The sequence below is a fragment of the Desulfogranum japonicum DSM 18378 genome (assembly GCF_000429945.1).
GTDB lineage: Bacteria > Desulfobacterota > Desulfobulbia > Desulfobulbales > Desulfobulbaceae > Desulfogranum > Desulfogranum japonicum.
This window is the reverse complement of record NZ_KE386994.1, coordinates 33,383-54,288: the sequence shown is the minus strand read 5'-3', so window position 1 is coordinate 54,288 and position 20,906 is coordinate 33,383. Positions and strand designations below refer to the sequence as shown.

The following is a 20,906-nucleotide window of genomic DNA, read 5'->3' as shown; positions in this document are numbered from 1 at the left end:
AGTCTGCAATGCACGTAGCAAATTGGAGGTGATTGAGGAGGTGAATGGTATCACTACCGCCAGCAATGTATATGCAAACCAAACCTTTCTCTTTTGCCCCTGCTTGGTGTTTGAAAATTGTGCTTGCAGAGGAGAAAGTAAATCCTTTAATATGAACATGGTGAGTTGCTCCTTTTGGCATATTTTCAGTTACTTAGTACTAATTGAACTATACCATAGTGGCACTCACCTTTCACCGCTTATCCTTTTGATATTACGTAATATATTTACATTTCCGACTCAATATGGCATAGTAAATGAGCCATTTCTCAACAATCGTTCTCATTTAGGAACTCTCCCCATATTTACCACCAAGCTTTTAACCTTGTGCACAATTTTAAGGAAACTTCAGTATCTCGAGTTTGCGAATAAAATGGAATTCAGAAACAAGCCAGGCCTAGCTAAGCAATCCTTTGGCCAGGTTGTTGATGCAATTTTTTTTTTGGGTGACACTTGGGCAGTTCGTTTGTTATTCTTGATGCTTATGAAGAAGTTACTCCTCAAATATGTTTTCTTGGTCGTTAACGTTTTGGTGATAATACCTTTTTCATGTTTTTTCATCTACCTGCAATGTTTAGGTATTGCATTAACTGCCAACGTTGAGTCATGATACCGGATACACGCTTTTCTTCAAACTTACATGCAGAGAATTCCAGCCCATTTCCTTCTTTTCTTTTCCAGGATATTCTTGGCAACATACCCGCGTTACTTACCGTTTTTGATCGCCACTTTTCGCTCGTCTATACTAATGAGCATCAACTGGGTAAGGAAGATGATCAAAAGAAAAGCAACCAAGATCTCTACAGTGCCTTTTATGAACATAGCGGAAACAACGGACAGTATGAGGCATTGATCGCGAAGGTGTTCAAAACGGGGGAAGCCTGTCATACCGAGCACTATCTTCCGAACTTTGGTTATATCGAGATCTATTCTTTTCCCATTTCAACAGGTAGCAGCCATATTGATTTTGTTGGACAACACCTTCGCAATATAGATGAAAGACGTAGGGTGGAAGAGGCTCTCAGCGGTGCCAATCAAATGCTTGAAGCCATCATAGAGGCGGCACCACTCGCTATTATTGCCCTTGATCATGAGGTCAAACTGACACTGTGGAATCCTGCCGCTGAGAAAATGTTTGGTTGGCGCAAGGAAGAGGTTCTCGGACGACCTTATCCCATTATCAATGATTCTCTGAAAAAGGAAGTGTGGGAGAATATCCAGCGACTGAAAAAAGGAGAGACCCGCCAATCCGTAGAAACCCAACGTATGCATAAAAACGGCATGTTGATCGATGTCAGCCTGTCTACCGCGCCAGTGTGCGATCGCCATGGGAACACGATCGGATATATGGCCATTTTTGCAGACATTCGGGAACAGACACGTGTCCAGGAAGCTTTACGCCAATCCGAGGCGAATTATCGTACCATCTTTGATGCGGCCAATGACGCGACCTTTGTCTTTGATCCGGAAAACGGTGCCATGCTTGATGTCAACCGGAAAATGTGCGAAATGTACGATTACGAGCGCGAGCAGGTGCTAAAATTAAACGTAGGAACCTTATCCGCCGGTTTTCCGCCCTACACCTACGAGGATGTGCTCCAGAAAATCCATAAGACCCGTCGTTACGACGCTTCCCATATGTTTGAATGGCTGGCAAGAGATCGCTCCGGCCGGCTTTTTTGGATTGAGGTAACCATGAAGGGAGCGGTCATTGGCGGGGAATATCGGGTGTTGGCTGCTGTTCGCGATATTTCCGAACGTAAGGCGGCTGAAGAAGAAAACCGGAAAATGCAGGAACGACTGCGCCAGATCGACAAGATGGCTGCCATCGGCACCCTGGCCTCCGGCATTGCCCATGAAATCAACAACCCCAATAACTTCATTCTCTCCAATGCCCAGCTCATCAATAGTATTTGGCCGGAAATCCAGCGAGTCCTCAGCTTTTACGCCCTGAAAAACAGCCCATTTTATATTGGGAGGCTCCCTTTTTCAGAGGTCTCCACCTGCATCCCCAAGATGCTTGACGCCTTGATTGAAGGGGCCAATCGCATCAATACAATTGTTACCGGCTTGAAAAACTTTGCCCGTCAGGAAAAATCCCAGCTCAATCAAACGGTAGATGTCAACCGAGTCATTCAGGCGGCTATGCCCATGCTCCAGAATCAGATACGCAAGCATACAGATTCGTTCGACTGTTTCCTGGCCCAATCCCTGCCTCCTGTCAAAGGTAGTTTCCAGCAATTGGAACAGGTGGTTATCAATCTGACCATGAACGCCCTGCATGCGGTTGAAAAGCGGCATGCAGGGGTTTACCTGTTCACCTGCCACGACAGGAAGCATAACCAAGTGGTCATAATGGTCTGTGACGAGGGCATGGGCATGACCGAGGAGCTCAGACAGGTGATATTCGATCCTTTTTTCACCACCAAGCACGATTGTGGCGGCACCGGGCTTGGGCTTTCCATTTGCTACAGCATTGTCAAGGAGCATGGCGGCCTGATCGAGTGTGATTCCTTCCCAGGAGAGGGCAGCACCTTCACGGTTCGCTTACCGATCCTCTGTCCGGAAAATATGGAAGAGGTATAGTCATGGATACGTCTTTTTCCGTGCTTCTTGTCGATGACGAGGAACATATCCTGCAGTCTTCCGCTGTTGTTCTGCGTTATGCCGGGATTCGCCACGTGCGTACCGAGGCGGACAGCAGGCAGGTTATTACCCATATCGAACAGGGAGACATCGGTGTTGTGGTGCTTGATCTGTTCATGCCCAACGTTTCCGGGACCGACCTGCTGACTGAACTCTGCCGCGACTATCCGCATATTCCCGTTATTGTCATGACAGCGGCGGATGAGGTGGCGACAGCTGTGGAATGCATGCGCTTGGGTGCGTTCGATTACCTTGTCAAGCCCGTCGACAATGCACGGCTCATCTCAAGCGTCAAACGCGCCATTGAGATGTGCAGCCTGAAAAATCAAGTAAGGGAACTGCGGGATCACCTGCTCACCAACACCGTGACCCAGCCGGAAGCCTTTGCTTCAATTATAACGACCAGTGTCAAGATGACTTCGGTATTTCAGTACTGCGAGGTGATTGCCCCTTCTATGCAGCCTGTGATCGTTCTCGGTGAGACAGGCGTCGGCAAGGAACTGATAGCGCAGGCGATTCATCGGCTAAGTGGTGTTCCCGGCAAGTTCGTCACGGTCAATATAGCAGGGCTTGACGACAATATGCTCTCAGACACCCTCTTCGGGCATACAAAAGGGGCCTTTACCGGTGCAGACCAGGCCCGAAAAGGTCTTATTACCCAGGCTGCAGAAGGCACCTTGTTCCTCGATGAAATAGGCGATCTGGGGGAACCATCCCAGGTAAAACTGCTCCGGTTGCTTCAGGAGCAGGAATACTATCCCATCGGTTCGGACGTTCCGCACATCAGCAATGCGCGTATCATTGCCGCAACTAACAAGAATCTTCGGAAATTGGTTGCAGACAAAACGTTTCGCAACGACCTCTATTATCGTTTGTGTTCCCACCAAGTGCAAATTCCTCCATTGCGGGATCGTAAGGAGGACATCGCCCTTTTACTGGACGCCTTTCTTGAGGAAGCTGCGGAGATATTCCACAAAAAAGTACCCGCTTACCCTCATGAATTGAACACGATGCTCACCAATTACTCCTTTCCAGGTAATATACGCGAATTAAAGGCGTTGGCCTTTGACGCAGTGGCCAGGCATAGACAAGGCATGCTTTCACTTGAATTTTTCAAGGATGTCGTGGGCCAACTACCCTCTCCTCTCCTGCAGGAAGCTGCACTAACCCAACGGTTTAGCGACTGGCTTCGGGAAACGGGGGACCGTTTTCCAAAGGTGTGTGAGGTGGAAGATCTTCTCATTGATGAAGCCATGCATCTGGCCAAGGGCAATCAACGGGTGGCAGCTTCTCTGCTCGGCTATTCCAGACAAACGCTTAATAAAAGGCTCATGTCCCGAAAAAAAAACCGGAAAACCGAGTATGGCTCCTGATATTCTCCGCACTGTCTGATGGTATAGGGTCCTGAGACCCCTGATCAGTCATGTGTCAACAATCTTGACAGCACATTGTTTTTTTCATTAATATTAAGCTGTTAGAACTTCCAACCAATAATGATTGTAAAAAAACGCGACAGTCGCCAGGTCGATCTTTGCGTTGATCAATCAGCTTACTCTCTGTTTTTACTGTTATTTTTAAATATTCTTTTTTGGCACTCTTCCTGCTTTGCCCTTACAGTTATTGTCCGGTTGCCACCAGTTGGCCAGCCGGGCCCTCTGGTATAAACAATCCAAAAAGGAGCAACAGCATGGCATTAGCAGAGCAAGTATTTGATTTCTTTATTCCCTCAGTCAGCAAAATGGGGATTGGTGCGGTGAAACAGCTGGGCGACGCCGCTAAATTCCTTGGAGGGACCAAAGCTCTTTTGGTGACGGATAAGGGTGTGGCCGCCTTGGGAATGGCTGATCAAATCAAACAAATATTGGAAGACGCGGGCATAACAACCCTGGTGTACAGCGATACGGAACCCAACCCCACTGATGTGAACGTACGGGAAGGGTTGATAATCTATAAAGAAAACAAGTGCAATATGTTGGTGAGCCTAGGCGGCGGTAGTTCACACGACTGTGCCAAGGGGATAGGCATTGTTGCCTGCAATGACGGCGATATCCGCGACTTTGCCGGCGTTGACGCTGTTCCCAATGCATTGCCTCCGTTCATTGCCATCAACACCACCGCAGGAACAGCGGCTGAGATGACCCGCTTTGCGGTGATCACCAACACTGAGACCCATGTAAAGATGATCTTTGCCACAGCCCGCATCACGCCAACAATCGCCATCAACGATCCAGTGCTCATGGTCGGCATGCCGCCGGCGCTGACAGCTTCAACAGGTATGGATGCACTGACCCATGCCATCGAAGCCTATGTGGCGGCCCTGGCTAACCCCGTTACCGATGCCTGCGCAGTTGCAGCCATCAAACTCATTGTTGAGTACCTACCCCAAGCCGTTGCCAATGGCGACAATATGGAAGCCCGCGATAAAATGGCCTATGCAGAATACCTGGCGGGTATGGCCTTCAATAACGCCGGTATAGGCATTGTCCATGCCATGGCGCATCAACCTGGGGCCTTACTCAACAAGCCGCATGGCGTCTGCAATGCAATTCTTCTGCCCCATGGCTGCGCGTTCAACCTGATCGCCTGTCCGCAGCGCTATGCTGACATAGCTGTACTCATGGGTGTTAATCCCGAAGGGCTGTCGTCTATGGAAGTGGCGGAAAAAGGAGTCGAGGCTATACGCAAGCTATCCGTAGCTGTAGGTATTCCAGCAGGTTTGGCTGATATAGGTGTGAAAGAGTCTGATATTCCATTACTCGCCGATAACGCGATCAAAGATATCTGCTGCCTGTTCAATCCGAGAAAAATTACCCTCGATGACCTGATTAGGTTGTATAAGGAAGCAATGTAATCAACACACGTCGAAGGAGATGCATTTTGAGCGCATCTCCTTCGATAGGGTGCACCCGTAATATGGAGTAACCTGTGCCTCTAGAATAAGTGGATAAAATTGATAGCGACAGTTCGTACGTTCTGCAGTATTCTCTCTGAGTCAGCAAGCTCTGCTCCCAGGCAGTGATGTGCTCCTGCCACTTCTTATTTCTGAAAAAGCTTGCTTTGGCGACCAAACCATATATTAAACTCCTGCTTAAGGTCCTCACGCGGTGGATGTGCAGAAGACACACCAACAAAACTCGCTCGTCCGGTCCTGAGGAGAGGCGGAAGCTGTGAGCCTTCCGCTCTATCCGGTAGAATGAACGACAATGAAATATCCAAGGGTATTGTATATAGGTGGTGCTCCCATGGTTGGGAAAACAACCATCTCTCGCATTATCAGTGCTCGATTACAGTACGGGCTTATTTCCACCGATGATATCGGGGCCGGGATTGCAGCTGTTACTGATCCATCATCCCATCCTGCTTTTCATTACATGGAAAACCTTGATTATCGCGAATATTACATTAAAAAGAATATTAGCGAGTTAATTCTGGATATCAACAAGCAACATCAAGAGTTGTGGCCAGCTTTATTAAAACTTTTTGAGAATCATTCAACTTGGGATTCGGAAACGATTATTGAAGGATGGGCGCTAAGACCACCTTATGTCTCCAATCTAACCGGTGACATTTCAGGGATTTTTCTGTTACCTGAAGATTCTTTGATTGAAAAGCGGATACGTGCTAATACTTTCAGCATTGCTTCGTCTGACCCCGAAAAAATGATTCAAAATTATCTTGAACGAAGTCTCTGGTATAATCGTTTAATTCGAGACCAAGTAATCCAGATCGGTCTAAATAAAATATCAATTTATGAAGGCATGGAGCCAAATTGTATTGCAGATGAATGCATGAAAAAACTCATGATCGATAAAAATCTATAATTTTTCACTTTACCGGATTCGGACCAAAAAATGGTTCTCTCCGGCACAATACCTTTGGTAGTAGCCAATAAGGATGAATCTAAAATGGATATTGAGAAACCGTTCAATGTATCGCTAACAAAAGACAAGTCTATAACTGGCAACCTTTACGGTTCTGGTGATATTGCAATTATTTTTTCGAATATGGATACAAATGAACAAAGTGAATGGAATCCACTTATTCGCCATTTACGATTAGATAGATGTATGGGATTTACATATACTTATCCGACGCACATGAATGACCAATCAGAAATTCTTGAAGAGGTCATTTCATATGCTCATGGACTGGGTGTAAAAAAAATCGTTCTTGTCGGTGCAAGCAGAGGTGGGGTTGCATCCTTAAAGGTCGCTGCTCGAAATGTAAATAATGATAGTATAGTCGGCGTGATAGCTCTTTCAGCTCCAATTGAATATGAAGGCACTATTTTCTATAACGCCAACGAATTAAAAGCAATCAAAATACCAAAACTGTTGTTGAACTCAGAGAAGGATGGCGGAGCTGAGGATAACCGAAAAATGCTCGAATTATTTTGTGATCCAAAAGAACTCTTCTTTTATTCTGGGGATGCCCATGGCACTGAACTTTTCGACCATGAACTTAAATCAATAGCGACTAAAATTAACGATTTTATGAAATCAATTTTAATAAAATATGATACTATTTGAATTGCCGAGCCATCGCGTACGTACGTGCGACAGTCAAATGCCGCAGTTGAAGCGCACGTTAACTAGAATCCATTTTTGAAGAGGAGATTGACATGAAATTTAAATTATCATTTTTGGTCTCATTAATCATGGTTGGATTAGCAAGTGTTGCCACCGGGACTGAAATTACATCATCACACAACATTGACTATCCTACAGGATGGCAAAACTGGTCCTCAATAGCAGTTTCACATAGAACCGATAACAATACACTTCGAATAATACTCGGCAATAAAACTGCTGTTGACGCTGCACGCGTTGGCCAAACTAATCCTTGGCCTGATGGCGCTATGTTAGGAAAGGTTGTTTGGAAAGATATTCAGTTAGAAAATTGGGAAGAGGCAACTGTACCGGGGCAATTTGTTCATGTGGAATTTATGATAAAGGACTCAAAAAAATATTCCAATACTTACGGTTGGGGGTGGGCACGTTGGGTTGGGCCAGATCTAAAACCCTTCAATAAAGGGGCCCAGACCTGCATCTCATGCCATACACCAGTTCAAAATCGTGATTGGGTATTTACCGACCCAGCACCTTTTCCGACTATAGAATAGCCTTGCAAACAACGGAAAACGGTTCAACAAGCTATTTAGTTTACCATTCATTGAGTGGTGATTTTTTTTACAAAGCTCAATGAGTTGGTTGCTTCTACTTACCCGTTAACGTATCAAATTTACACTTAAAATAGGAGATGTAGCCTATTTATCGGCCTCTCGTTCCAGGAACGGTGGCCGGGTTAAACAAACATATCGGGCAGTTAACGATCCAGCTAACTGCCTTTTGATCACCAGAAGTATATCAATGGCAACAGAAGATAAATAACATCCTGTTGTCGGATCAAAAACGTAATTTCATCTTCACCAGCAACCATGTTGGCTCCTTCATGTTCTTTTCCTGCATAATCAACCTTCAATCACTGCTTCAAAACCGGATACGATATCTAACAACTCAGAGGTTATAACATTCTGCCTTGCTTCACGGTATGTTCCCTGGAGTTTTTCACGCATCTCCATGATATTTTTTTCTGCTGCCTGCATGGCTGTCAGACGTGCAGCATTTTCACTGGCCATGGATTGAGCAAAAGCCCTGAAAAAAGAAGCAAACATATATTGATGCAGTAGATGCTCAAACAGCATTGCGGGTGGTAATCCGAGCATGGGAATACAGCGACTGGGCCATTCTTTTTTTCTTTTCTCCTCCAACCAGTGATCATCAAAGGGAAAAATTCTCTGCATAAAGGGATGATACCCTATAGTCTTTTTTTCCTGCCGGTTATAAACGATATAGAGCGTGCCGACTTCACGTTGTTTCTGCCAGGTAGCGAACGTTTCCATAATCCGCTGCATTTTGTTACTGATACCGCTTATGCTGTTTGGCAGGGAAAAAAACTCAGCTGCACCAAACCCTTGTTCCAGGGCTGAATGTACCCTTTCACCTGCAGCCCAAAAAACACAGGTATTTCCTTCCGCTTTAAGCTTTTCAGCATGATCATACGCGTATTTGACAACTACCTCATTAAACTGACCGCACATCCCCTGATCAGAGCCCAGTACAAGATATACGGCATGCTTTTTCACATGTCGCTGGGGTATTTCTGCCTGTTCACGAAACAATGCTTGCAATCCGGTATCAACCACTACATAGTAACGATCAAGAGAAGCTGCTGCTCCTTCGTACTGCCTTATATTCACTGCAGCCAGACTTTTCATGGTCTTAACCACCGAGAGCAGATCATGGGCTGTTTCTATCTTACGTTGCAGCTGTTCCAAGGTTTCCATGCGCTACCTATTCTCATTCAGGTTGCTCACTATTTTGCCTATGTTCATCCAGCTCGCAGACAGCATTGATAACATGTATGAGCCTGTCTTTCAGTGTATCCCATATCTGATCCTGCTTGCCTGCCGCACGAACAACCTCGGCCAAATCAGGATCCCCTCGCACCAGTTCAATAATTTTTTTCTCAACCATGGCAACGGAACGTAAGGGAACATTGTCAAACAATCCTTGAATTACCCCAAAGAGAACAGCTATCTGCTCCGCCTCAGCCTGGGCATCATACTGATCTTGTTTAAGCAATTCCCTCACTCTGCGGCCATGGACAAGCTTACGACGGGTATCATCATCCAGCCTGGTACCAAATCTGGAAAAGGACTCAAGCTCCTGATACTGGGAATACGAAAGGCGCAACTCACCTGCAACCTTTCTGTAAGCAGGCAGCTGAGCCTTGCCACCGACGCGTGAAACGGATTTTCCGACTTCAACAGCAGGTAATTGTCCCTTTTGAAACAGATCTGGCGAGAGATAGACTTGACCATCTGTTATGGAAATAAGATTGGTCGGAATATAGGCAGATATGTTTTGCGCTTCGGTTTCAATGATTGGCAAAGCGGTAAGAGAACCACCTCCACGCTCTTCACGTAAATGGGTGGATCGTTCAAGCAGCCGTGAATGGATATAAAAAATATCTCCCGGGAATGCCTCACGGCCTGGAGGTCTGCGCAAGAGAAGACAAATCTGCCTGTATGCCTGGGCATGACGGGTGATATCGTCGTATACCACAAGGACATCATGGCCCTGCCCCATAAAAAATTCCCCTATGGATGTGGCAGCATAGGGCGCGATATATTGAAGACCGGCAGCATCATTGCCTTCAGCCACTACTACAATAGTGTGGTCCATGGCGTGATTGCGCTGCAGGTCATCAATCACTTTAGCAACACTTGAACTGCGCTGGCCTATAGCGCAGTAGATACATATTATATTTCGCCCGCGCTGGTTGATAATGGTATCTACAGCCACTGCAGTCTTTCCGGTCTGTCGGTCACCAAGGATTAGCTCACGCTGACCACGCCCGATGGGGACAAGGGCATCAATCACTTTTATCCCTGTTTGCAGAGGAGTATCGACCGGAGCTCGATCCATGATTGCAGGTGCTTCACGCTGAACCGGTAAACGTTGTTCATCGGGCAAACGGGGCTTATCATCCAGCGGGTTGCCAAGAGGATCAATAATCCTGCCCACCAGCTCGTTGTGAACCGGAACATCCAAAACCTTACCTGTCCTGGAAACTTCATCACCTGACTTTAAACAATCATCGTTATCAAGGAGAACAATGCCAATTCTGTCTGGCAAAATGTCAAGCACCAGACCGGTGGCTTTATCTCCAAATATTACCAGTTCCTCGGACTGTACCCTGTTCAAGCCTTCAGCCCAGATGATACCCTGGCTGATCCTGCGGATACGCCCCACCTCCTCTATTTTGGGGGCAGGTGCAATGCTATCGAGGCTTCCATCAATCCCTGAGGTAACTTCCTCTAATATTTTCTGCAGCTCACGCATTGCCATAAGCTATTGCCTGCGTATTCTACCCGGAGTAAGTGCACGCATGACCTGATCCTCCATTTCATCCATGTACCCCCTGACATTCCATTCAAATTTGGTATTACCTGCCAGCAGAAGTATGCCAAAGCCCAGTCCGGGATCTACTATGAATTCAGGTTCGAGATCGGGAAATATTTTGTTCACTGCTGATTGGATCTCCTTCTGCTGATCATTACTGATCAAAAATCCGGTCTTCACTTGAACATCTGATACAACAGTTGTTTTGTTTTCATCTGCCGGGAATGCTTCTGGCAACAGGGTAGAAAAGCGGGTAATCATTTTTGCTTCGAGCTGCTCATCGGCAAGATCCTGAACAGCTTTGGCTGCAACGCTGAAAACCTGGTGGCAGAGTGTCTCTTTTACCTTCCTGAAAAAAAATTCTTTTTCCTGGTCAAGATGCTCGAGCCAAGAGATCCTTGCTTTTTCCACTTCCTCTTTTGCCTTTGCATAAGCCTCTTCATGCCATTGCTGAATTTCTTTTTTGACCTCCTGCTGTATGTGTTCTTTATAGGTTTCCAGTTCCTGGCGTTCCAGTGCAGAGATCTCTGCATCAGCAACAGCCTTTTGTCTTAGTGACTCGGCCTGCTCCAGCCTGTCAGCAATATTCTTTTCCCGTTCGTCCATTGCTTTCAGGATGGGCTTGTATAAAAAACGTTTCAGCAGATAAATAAGGATGAGAAAGTTGACAATCTGAGCACCAACCGTAAACCAGTCAATGAGCATTGCCTACCCCCCGGCCCTTGACAAAAAATAATTCCAGAATGGATTGGCAAAGATAAGGATCATCGAGACTACAAAACAGTAAATAGCCGTTGACTCCACCATGGCCAGTCCAACAAACAATGTTCTGGTAATGGTATTTGTTTCATCAGGCTGCTGGGCTATGGAACTCAAAGCCTGGGCCAGGGCCTTCCCTTCTCCAAGGGCAGGACCGATGGACCCAATGCTGATACATATACCTGCGGTAAAAATGGAGGCTATTGCTATCAAAGTCAGGTTGTCCATCATATCCTCCTAAACATCAGTTAATTTGTACTCTTTTGTTTATTTATCTGCGATGGGATCGAACCTTGAGGCCGGACCCGATATACACTGCTGCCAGAATTGCAAAGATATAGGCCTGCACCATGCCGGTGAGCAGGCCAAGCAAATTCATTAACACCGGAAAAATCAGAGGTGCTATAGCCAGCAGGATAGCAGCAATCATAGAACCACTCATAATGTTGCCAAAAAGTCGAACGGCCAACGCCAAAGTCCTGCTTATTTCACCTGTAATATTGAAGGGGAGCATCAATGGAGTCGGCTGAATATAATTTTTCAGATATGCCAGCAAACCGTTATCCACTATGCCGTAAGCAGGCACGGCAATACATACACAAATTGCCAGCCCGGTGGTGGTTGAAAGAGAGCCCGTGGGAGCCTGGAAACCTGGCACCACACTGAGCAGATTAGAGACGGCGATAAATAGAAAAAGAGTTCCAATAAACGGGAGAAACCTCCGTGGATCCTGCCGTGTTACATCCTGTATCTGACCATTTATGAGCGCAATAATGGATTCAAGGAAATTCTGCCAACGGGATATATTGGAGCCTCGATGCAACCTCCTGGTCACCCACCAACTTGCCAGGGTAAGCAGCAGCATGACCAGCCAGGTACAAACAATGGTCGCGTTAAGTTTAAACGGCCCAACCTGATAGAAAATTATAGAATCAGGGCTAATTCGCATGAACATTTCCCCTGTGAGACTGAGGTATTATTCTTATGAATAGAAACCTTGTGAGGAGGAAAAAAAGAAAGGCTATTCCAAAAGTCAGTAAACCATGCTGCAGGGCAATCCAGAAACACGCGAGCGTAACCGGGAATCTGATCAGGGCACTGACCAGCAGCATACGACCTGGTTTTTTTGCGAAAGGAATACGTCGGACCGTCAGCCATAACCCCCCAAAAAAGAACAGCGCCAATAGCAGGCCCCAAATAACACCCTGCAGCATATGCATACTATGCCCCCCCGTTGTCCTCTCTTTCCCTTGTGATGGTTTCACGTTCTTTCTGAATCCAGTACCAGGCATTTAAACAGCCAACCAAGAGCCCGATAAACAGCAACATGAGAGTCCACGAATATTGCGTCGGGAAGTGATAATCGATCCAGATTCCGATAAAGACAGCCACCATGGTAGGGATGGCCACAGACCAGCCGATTATGCCAAACATTCCCAACCCGTACCACATTCCATCGCGGCCACTGTTACGGGTACGCATCCTACGCTTCTCCCGTTTGGAAACTTCTGTAGAAAATTGCTCCTGTTTATTATCATTTTCTGTCATTGTTCCCTTGAAACATCGGTTCAAACATAAAAGTGTCAGTTTCTGCATTAATCAACAAAAAAAGCTACCTGAACGCCCCGAAATTCAGCCTTAACCAGTGACTCTTCTAAATGGTCTTTTTACCCAATTTTTGTGTTATGCTCAAAGCTTTACCCTCGAAGGCAAGCGAAGACTCCGATGTCAACTATATGCCTGCGGTAAAAAGCATTTTAGCCCTTAAACGTGAGGAAAAATCCTCATGTATTTTCTGGAAAGACACTAACTACTGGCTGCCGAGTCGGCTAAACTGTTTTAAAAAACCGATCTCAAGCTTGGCTGCAGCAGATCTGCTGGCCTTTTCTCTGTCGTCATACTCCTGCTGCATCTGTTGAACGATATCGACAAGCTCTCCCAGTTCTCCTGCGACAGCATTTCGGGTAGCGATCTCAACCTTGCCTCTGACTTTGACCAGGACTCCCCCGTCAATAGCTACAAAATTATCTTCACCCTGTAAATTCCTGTATGTCAAAATACCCGGAACCAGAGAGGTCACGTAATCGATATGGCGTGGTTTTAAGCAGAATTCGCCGGTATCGCTTTCAGCCCTGACTTGAAGCACTTGTATTTCAATAAATATGGCTGTAGGCAACATGATATTGAGCCGGATATGTTGTTGTTCCATTTGCTCAGGTGACATTATTATCGATTTTCACCTCGTCAATGGAACCGATCATATAAAGACCGCTTTCAGGGATCTGGTAAAATGCATCATTGAGTATTTTGTCACAGCCATTAATGGTATCTTCCAATTGAACGAACCGCCCATCCAGGCCTGTAAAATGCTCTGTAGTAAAAAACGGTTGAGTGAGAAAACGTTCAAGACGACGGGCCCTGTTGACTATACGCCTGTCATTCTGCGATAATTCTTCTAGGCCGAGCATAGCAATAATGTCTTTTAAATCTTCATAATCAGAGAGTGTCCTGCGGACCTGCCGGGCAACCTGGTAGTGCTTTTCCCCAACAATACGAGGGTTGAGCATCATGGATCTGGACTGCAATGGGTCAATGGCGGGATAAAATCCCTGGCTCGCCATTTGGCGGGATAAAACAATTGATGCTGATAAATGAGAAAAGGTATGCACAGCCGCTGGATCAGTGAGATCATCTGCCGGCACATAAACCGCCTGTATGGAAGTAATAGCAGCCTTACGGCTGCTGGCAATCCGCTCCTGTAATCCTGCCAGCTCCGTTCCCATGGTGGGTTGATAGCCAAGTCGTGATGGAAGGCGTCCCATCAGGCCAGAGAGCTCCATGCCGGCCTGGATAAATCGAAAAATATTGTCGATAAGCAGCAGCACATCCTGCCCTTGAACGTCTCGAAAGAATTCCGCCATAGTGAGGGCTGTATTACCAACACGAAACCGGGAACCGGGTGATTCGTTCATCTGGCCGAAAACCATGACCGTATTTTTCAGGACATCGGCTTCTCCCATCTCCCGATACAGTTCTTCGCCCTCCCTGCATCGCTCACCGATACCACAAAAAATACTCACCCCTTTGTGGCTGGCCACCATATTGTGAATCAGCTCAGTAATCACCACGGTCTTGCCGACACCAGCTCCACCAAACAAGCCCGTTTTGCCACCTTTTTCAATGGGAACCAGAAGGTCGATTCCCTTAATGCCGGTTAAAAATATCTCTTCACTGACCACCCGTTCAGAGAGACTCAGGGGATGCTGGTGAATGGATTTGAATTCTTTAAAATCAGGCTGTTCTCCATTGTCGATGACGTCTCCAAAGACGTTGAACATACGGCCAAGAAGCTGGTTACCAATGGGAACTTCGATCGGTCTACCGTAACCCTGAACCCTATCTCCCTTGGCAAGCCCGGCTGTTGTTGTCAAGGCGATACCACGGGCCAGATGTTCATCAAGATGATCGATAATCTCGATTACAGTCGCATGTATTCCTTCTGTTTTTAAGATAGAATACAGTGGCGGCAGAGAACCTGGACAGTGGATATCAACCACCGTGGCTCGTACCGAACTGATAACGCCACTAAATTGCTGCTGCCTGTGTACGTCCCTTTCAGCCATAATCCCAGTATCAGATAAAAGAAGGGTCTTTGTAGCCGGAATATGCTTGAGTTCAGGGTAATCTGCCTGCCCTGTGTTCATTATCACGCTAACTGGCAATTTTGACAAGGTCATTGTCAAAAAGCCTACATCAGGATCAAGTAACCTGGTTCCCCCCAATCCAATCAGCCATGACATGGAACAAAATATGCCCGCCTTAAAAGTGAGATCAAATCATCGATTATAAACAAACACCAATCAACAGTCCCGATTTCATCTGGAAAAACATAGCATGATTGTCCCAACAATAGCCACCGATAATCAGCAGGAGGCGTGAATTATCGAGACAATATCTAAATAAAAACAAAATATTACAGCATCACAAGCAGTATAACCAAAAATTTACATTGATTACAACGAAATCGGGGGGGCTCAATATACGGGATTAAGAGAACAGACAGTCAGAAAAATAAAGGCTGACGTATTTACAAGGATACGATATTCTACATATATACAAATACTTCCCACCTGGAGGTGCTACGATGCACGTCAAAGTTATAAGCAGAAGATTGTTTAGGATATCTCAGAAGGAAAAACTTGTTCCTCTTCTACAGAGCCTTCGTAAAAGTGCAGAGCAACAGGACGGTTTTATTTCCAGATCCACATACTCCAATATGAATGATCCAGGGGAATATATTGTGATAAGTGAATGGAAAACAGCTGATAACTGGACAAAATGGATGCAAAAAGAAGAGGTGCAAAAACTCCAGTGGGAGATTGACTCCATTCTGGGCGAAAGGACCTTTTTTGATGTCTACATTCCTGAAGATTTCTAGTGCTCAACTCATAACCTGGCCAAGAATAACATGATCAACAACACGCTGATATCAGATATCAAGCTGGCTTGGGGTAACTGATCCCAGACACTCCACGGAGTCTACGTTTACCTGCTCAAAATCGCGCTTGTCCAAATATGAAGCACCTCTAATCAATTACAGTTTGGAGACGAATGAAACCAAAAAGATACGTCCGCGTGATGAGTTACGCCTTGAAGGGATGATTTCATTAGCACAGAGAGTGTGCATAGATTAACAACACTCTCTGCCAGAAAAATACCATCTTCAGTCATGCATTTTTGCAATAGGGGTATCCAGCATATCCCGGACCTTCTTTGCAAAAGCTTCTGGGGTAAAGGGTTTCTGGAGAAACTCAATTCCTTTATCAAGAACTCCATGGCGATGAATGGCTTCACCCGTGTAACCTGAAATAAAGAGAATACGAATGTCCGGCCATTTCAGCGCCATCTGTTCCGCTAATTCCCGTCCTCCCATTTCCGGCATAACCACGTCAGTAATCAGCAAATCTGGGACATTTGAGCAATTATCGAGAATCTGCAATGCTTCTCTTCCATTTATAGCAGCCAACACTCGATAGCCGTACTCCTGCAAAATAGTACATGCAAGTTCACGCACCATTGTTTCATCTTCAACCAGAAGTATGGTCTCTTTACCTTTTACTATTTCCTCCTTCGGCGACTCTGTATCTTCCGGTAGTACCTTTTCACCCTCTGCCCGGGGAAGATAGACTTTAAATGTCGTACCAACTCCCAGTTCACTATAAACAACAATATGCCCCTGGCTTTGTGTAACAATTCCATAGACCGTTGCCAGACCAAGCCCGGTTCCTTTGCCCTTGTCCTTGGTTGTAAAAAATGGTTCGAAAATGCGAGATTTGGTTTCTTCATCAAACCCCACTCCTGTATCACTTACGGTCAGCACGACAAAGTGGCCAGGTTCCACATCCAGATGGTGGCTTGCATATTCTGCATCTAGTTCCACATTGGCTGTTTCAAGAGTCAATTTGCCACCGTCTGGCATGGCATCTCTTGCGTTAATGCATAGATTCATGATGATCTGCTCCATAAGAACAGGGTCAACGATTACACTGTCAAGATCATCCTGAAGCTGACATTCTACATGAATATTTTCACCAATCAGTCGCCGCAGCATCTTTTCACTTTCCACAACCACATGGTTGAGATCCAATACACGTGGTTGCAGAACCTGTTTACGGCTGAAGACAAGGAGTTGTTGAGTTAAGCTGGCTGCACTTTGGCCTGCCTTTTTTATCCTACGTATATTTTTTTGCAGCCGCTCATCATCTCCCACCCGCATCTGCAACAAATCACAATACCCCATGATTGCAGTAAGTAAATTATTGAAATCATGCGCTAATCCTCCGGCGAGATTCCCTACGGCCTCCATTTTTACAGCCTGCCGCAATTGTGCCTCAAGATTTACCCGTTCGGTAATATCACGGAGAATCCCTACAAGGTGGGGGTTCCCTTTTTCATCTCGGTGTAGAATCTTTTTAGTAAGGATTGTACACTTTTCCCCATGCATATTTGTTATTTTTTCTTCATTTACGTTTTCCCTGCCAGTGTTGAAAACCAACTCATCCTTGGACCAGAAGACATCGGCTTCTTCCTTTGGGAAAAAATCATAATCTGACTTACCCAGCAACTCCTCTCGGCTCAATCCAACAAATGCACAAAAGGCATCATTCAATAATTCCCATCGATGATTTCTGTCCTTTACAAAAATGGGCTCAGGAAGGGCATTGAGTAACCGATCCAACCAATTTCTGGATTCCATCAACGCATCCTGGGTTAGACGCAATTCTTGTAATTTTTCTTCAAGGCTCTGATAAAGTTTTGCATTTTCGATGGAAATTGCCGCCTGAGAGAGCAATGCATCAAGGAGTTGCAGCTGGTCCAGTGCGAATACATCGGCAGCCAAATTGTTTTCCAGATAGAGCACACCAGCCAGTTTTTTCTGATGAATAAGCGGCAGCCCCAGAACGGACCTGGAAAGATGTTCACGAAAATACACATCTTGTGCGTACTCTGGATCATTCTGAGCATCTCCGAGCACAACAGCGTGTTTTTGCCTTACCACAGCGCTTATCAGCGATTGAGGAATATCATCACTTTCTTCAAGAGGAATGGAACCAAACGTCTCAACTCCATGTCCATCAATGGTACCTTGGGCTTGTACAAACATTTTATCGCCCTGGGTAATGACCAGTACGGCTTTTTCAGCACCGGCATTTTCCATAACTATCTGCATGAATTTTTCAAGCAAACGTTCAAGCTGGATCTCCTGGGAAAGCGTGCGTGAGGCCTTGATGATTGTTGCCACATCCACCTGACCAGTGCCAGACAAGGTATGGCCCGTAAGGCTGGGAATTTCATCCTGACTCAAAACACCCAACACCTCAAGGGCCTTAAAAGCCTGGGTCAGTGCCTTGTCTCTATCACCCTGAGCGACATGGGCAAGTATCTGATACTTACAGATCCTGGTACATTCTTTTTTTCCTGTTATATGGGCAGATAACTCCTCTGCCAGTACATGGACCCTGGGAAAATTACAGTTGAGATACTCTGCCTCAATCGCTTCTTCATACAAGGTGCAGCTCAAGTCGTGGTACCTGTTCCATCGATCCTTTGGCAGAAGACCAAGCCCCATATTCAGGTACCATACCGCAGCAGCATACCCGCCTGAACAACGAGCCCTGTGACCAGCCATGCAATTTAATTCAGCCAGTTGCGAAAATTCTTCTTCTGTTTTGAGATAACGAAATCCCTCGTTCAACTGATCAACCACTGCAAAAATATGGTTTTTCAATTCATTGCCAGAGAGTTTTGAAAGAAACAGACGGCCCAGTTCAAGGTGGTTACGTCTTTTTTTCTGTTGGGGGAGCATAGACTCTGCAGCCATCCTCACTCTGGCATGAGTAAAAGTGAAACGGGTCGGCCCAAGAAAAGGAGCATTATCAGCTTCGCGTCCAGCCTCTTTATGTGATTTCCCCAGGGAAACAACCAACAAATTTTCTTCGATCTCAAGCAATAGTCTGCGAAGAGTATCTGTGTTGCTCCCAAGAATATCACCCAACGTTTCCAGGGAAAACTCGTTACCAATACAGGCGGCAGTCATTATCACATCCTGGGCTTGCTCAGAAAGTTCCTGTATCTTCATTGTTACCGAGGCAATTACATCTTCAACAACAGCTCTCTGGTGTATCAATGCGTCATCCCATTGCCATGATCGTTGCTCACAATCAAACCACAGTGCACCTTCTGTATGCAGTGATTGCATAAAGGTTATGACCAACAACGGGTTCCCTTTGGTTTTAGTAAAAACTGCCTCTGCAAAGTCAGCTGTTTCTTTATCTGATCGATGGATCATATCCTCAATCAGGTTTTGAACTGACTTTTGATCCAGATTTTTCAGGGAGATGTGCTGCACAAAGCTATTATCTGACAATTGGTCTATACATTTCAAATTGTGTCGTACAGGAGCATCAGATGACGAATCATCATATGCTCCAATCAATAGAAACGGACTGTTATTTTTTTCCCCAGCTAATAGTCTGATAACATCAAGGGTCACAGCATCAGCCCACTGGAGATTGTCGAGAAAAAGAACAAGAGGGCCGCACTCACAAGACAAAAGAGAAAATATTGAACAGATAACAGCATGTAACGGTTGATTGGGAGGCAGTTTCGGCACATCTTCCGATTCTTTGGCCACGGCATCCGTCACCAGCATATGCAGGCCAGGGCACATTGCGCTTAATAGATCCAGATGATCCTGGTTCTGCCTGCAAATACGCAAACGCAATGCATGGAGCCGCTGCGAAGAATATGCCGATAAAATACTGCTTAAAACAAAGAATGCCTGGTTTATACCATGACAGGGAACATTTCTCTGGTACTGATCGCAGGTGCCGGAAATAAACACACCGCCACTTTCTATTACCCCACGTTGAAGCTCATTGACCAATAAAGTTTTACCGCTTCCCTCAGGGCCAGATACAAGAACTATCTCCCCTTTTCCGCATGCCGCACGTTGAAAACTCTTTTCAAGTACTGCTAACTCAACATTTCTTCCGTACAGCCTCTGTGGAACAAGCAGCCTGGCAAAGACATCATCCCTGCCAAGAGTAAAGGAGTTGATATGGCCTGTTTTATGATATTGTGCCAGGCACCGTTCCAGATCCCGAACAACACCAAAGGCAGATTGATACCGCTCTTCAGCCCCCTTGTTCAGCAGCTTCATAACAATATCAGACAGTACACCTGGGACTTCTGGATTGACAGAGGAAACTGCCTGAGGCTGCCTTGCTATATGCTCATAAATGAGCTCAGCGTTTGTATCAGCAGTAAAGGGAACAAGTCCGGTCAGCATTTCGTAAAGAACAACGCCAAGAGAGTACAAGTCTGTTCGATAATCCACTCCCCTGTTGATTCTTCCTGTCTGCTCTGGTGAGATGTAGGCAAGATTATTTTCAAATTGATCTACCGGATCTGATACCTGGGATAAAGTGCTCTGCACGGCAATGGAAAAATCAATCAGCACAGGACGTTGTCCCGGGCCGATCATAACATGTTCACTACTCAGGTTTTTATAAATAATGTTAGCGCCATGAAGTACGGTAAGGATCTCGGCAATCCCCATGCCTATGGTCAATATATCAGAGAGTCCTGGTTTTTCTATGGCACAGAAATCCTGCAAATTAAGGCCGTCGATATACTCAAGATACAGGACAGCTTTGCCAGAGAGGGTTCCGGTTTCTAAGGCTTTACGAATTCCTGGGTGCTCAAACTGTTGTGTTATCCTCAACTCATTGGCAAACATCTCCGCTTGCCTGGAAAACGGAGAGGCTGTTTTAGCAAACTTCACGAGTACCTGTATGCCATCCTGGGTGTTATCAAACCGATACACCCTTCTTTGACGCCCCTCATGAAGTAAATGGAGGTGCTTTTCGTCTATTCTCGTTCCCTTGATAGCCATACATCGTTCTTTTCTTTTTTAGCGGCCAGAAAAAGACC

19 protein-coding genes are annotated in these 20,906 nt (G+C 45.8%); 8 read left to right on the top strand and 11 right to left on the bottom strand.

Annotated features, from left to right (window positions below; genetic code table 11):
* From G493_RS34170 to G493_RS0123995, 4 genes are all read left to right on the top strand, one after another.
* Positions 1–649 (top strand): hypothetical protein (locus G493_RS34170; protein WP_205623754.1); only part of this gene is annotated, 649 nt, incomplete at its 5' end.
* Positions 646–2,625, top strand: a complete 1,980-nt coding sequence (locus G493_RS32740) for a PAS domain S-box protein (RefSeq protein WP_051309881.1) — start codon at positions 646–648, stop codon at positions 2,623–2,625. The genes G493_RS34170 and G493_RS32740, both read left to right, overlap by 4 nt.
* Before the next feature lie 2 nt (positions 2,626–2,627).
* Entirely contained in the window at positions 2,628–4,058 is a 1,431-nt protein-coding gene (locus G493_RS0124000; RefSeq protein ID WP_028582380.1) for a sigma-54-dependent transcriptional regulator, read from the top strand.
* A 314-nt stretch (positions 4,059–4,372) separates the two neighbouring features.
* On the top strand, positions 4,373–5,536 hold the full coding sequence (locus G493_RS0123995; protein ID WP_028582379.1) for an iron-containing alcohol dehydrogenase: 1,164 nt from the start codon (positions 4,373–4,375) through the stop codon (positions 5,534–5,536).
* Here the strand turns inward: G493_RS0123995 and tnpA are convergent.
* The gene (gene tnpA, locus G493_RS34965) at positions 5,511–5,786 is read right to left on the bottom strand and encodes an IS66 family insertion sequence element accessory protein TnpA (RefSeq protein WP_408608820.1); all 276 of its coding nucleotides are present in this window, start codon (positions 5,784–5,786) and stop codon (positions 5,511–5,513) included. The two genes, G493_RS0123995 and tnpA, sit on opposite strands and share 26 nt — an antisense overlap.
* A gap of 141 nt (positions 5,787–5,927) precedes the next feature.
* Here tnpA and G493_RS0123990 point away from each other — a divergent pair, with 141 nt between their 5' ends.
* From G493_RS0123990 to G493_RS0123980, 3 genes are all read left to right on the top strand, one after another.
* On the top strand, positions 5,928–6,506 hold the full coding sequence (locus G493_RS0123990) for a hypothetical protein (RefSeq protein ID WP_028582378.1): 579 nt from the start codon (positions 5,928–5,930) through the stop codon (positions 6,504–6,506).
* Between the two features lie 84 nt (positions 6,507–6,590).
* Entirely contained in the window at positions 6,591–7,214 is a 624-nt protein-coding gene (locus G493_RS0123985; protein ID WP_028582377.1) for an alpha/beta hydrolase, read from the top strand.
* Between the two features lie 92 nt (positions 7,215–7,306).
* Positions 7,307–7,807 carry a cytochrome P460 family protein gene (locus G493_RS0123980; protein ID WP_028582376.1) on the top strand — a complete coding sequence of 167 codons (501 nt, stop codon included), beginning with the start codon at positions 7,307–7,309 and terminating at the stop codon, positions 7,805–7,807.
* A gap of 348 nt (positions 7,808–8,155) precedes the next feature.
* On the opposite strand, the gene G493_RS0123970 is transcribed toward G493_RS0123980, so the two are convergent.
* From G493_RS0123970 to atpD, 9 genes are all read right to left on the bottom strand, one after another.
* The gene (locus G493_RS0123970) at positions 8,156–9,031 is read right to left on the bottom strand and encodes a F0F1 ATP synthase subunit gamma (RefSeq protein ID WP_028582375.1); all 876 of its coding nucleotides are present in this window, start codon (positions 9,029–9,031) and stop codon (positions 8,156–8,158) included.
* Between the two features lie 13 nt (positions 9,032–9,044).
* On the bottom strand, positions 9,045–10,598 hold the full coding sequence (locus tag G493_RS31100; RefSeq protein ID WP_084813750.1) for an alternate F1F0 ATPase, F1 subunit alpha: 1,554 nt from the start codon (positions 10,596–10,598) through the stop codon (positions 9,045–9,047).
* Positions 10,599–10,601: 3 nt separating this feature from the next.
* Complete coding sequence (locus tag G493_RS0123960; RefSeq protein WP_028582374.1) at positions 10,602–11,357, bottom strand: F0F1 ATP synthase subunit B family protein; 756 nt, start codon at positions 11,355–11,357, stop codon at positions 10,602–10,604.
* 3 nt (positions 11,358–11,360) lie between these two features.
* Complete coding sequence (locus G493_RS0123955) at positions 11,361–11,639, bottom strand: F0F1 ATP synthase subunit C (protein ID WP_028582373.1); 279 nt, start codon at positions 11,637–11,639, stop codon at positions 11,361–11,363.
* Positions 11,640–11,682: 43 nt separating this feature from the next.
* Entirely contained in the window at positions 11,683–12,360 is a 678-nt protein-coding gene (locus G493_RS0123950; protein ID WP_028582372.1) for a F0F1 ATP synthase subunit A, read from the bottom strand.
* On the bottom strand, positions 12,350–12,625 hold the full coding sequence (locus G493_RS34960; RefSeq protein ID WP_408608822.1) for an N-ATPase subunit AtpR: 276 nt from the start codon (positions 12,623–12,625) through the stop codon (positions 12,350–12,352). The genes G493_RS0123950 and G493_RS34960 overlap by 11 nt, the downstream gene beginning before the upstream one ends.
* 7 nt (positions 12,626–12,632) lie before the next feature.
* Positions 12,633–12,959 carry an AtpZ/AtpI family protein gene (locus G493_RS0123940; protein ID WP_028582371.1) on the bottom strand — a complete coding sequence of 109 codons (327 nt, stop codon included), beginning with the start codon at positions 12,957–12,959 and terminating at the stop codon, positions 12,633–12,635.
* A gap of 262 nt (positions 12,960–13,221) precedes the next feature.
* Entirely contained in the window at positions 13,222–13,635 is a 414-nt protein-coding gene (locus G493_RS0123935) for a hypothetical protein (RefSeq protein WP_051309879.1), read from the bottom strand.
* Positions 13,625–15,034, bottom strand: a complete 1,410-nt coding sequence (gene atpD, locus G493_RS0123930; RefSeq protein WP_028582369.1) for a F0F1 ATP synthase subunit beta — start codon at positions 15,032–15,034, stop codon at positions 13,625–13,627. Before atpD ends, G493_RS0123935 begins: the two co-directional genes overlap by 11 nt.
* Before the next feature lie 521 nt (positions 15,035–15,555).
* Here atpD and G493_RS0123925 point away from each other — a divergent pair.
* Positions 15,556–15,849: an antibiotic biosynthesis monooxygenase family protein gene (locus tag G493_RS0123925; protein WP_028582368.1), complete on the top strand. Its 294-nt coding sequence runs from the start codon at positions 15,556–15,558 to the stop codon at positions 15,847–15,849.
* Between the two features lie 285 nt (positions 15,850–16,134).
* Here the strand turns inward: G493_RS0123925 and G493_RS0123920 are convergent, their stop codons facing one another.
* On the bottom strand, positions 16,135–20,868 hold the full coding sequence (locus G493_RS0123920; RefSeq protein WP_028582367.1) for an AAA family ATPase: 4,734 nt from the start codon (positions 20,866–20,868) through the stop codon (positions 16,135–16,137).
* Positions 20,869–20,906: the final 38 nt, after the last annotated feature.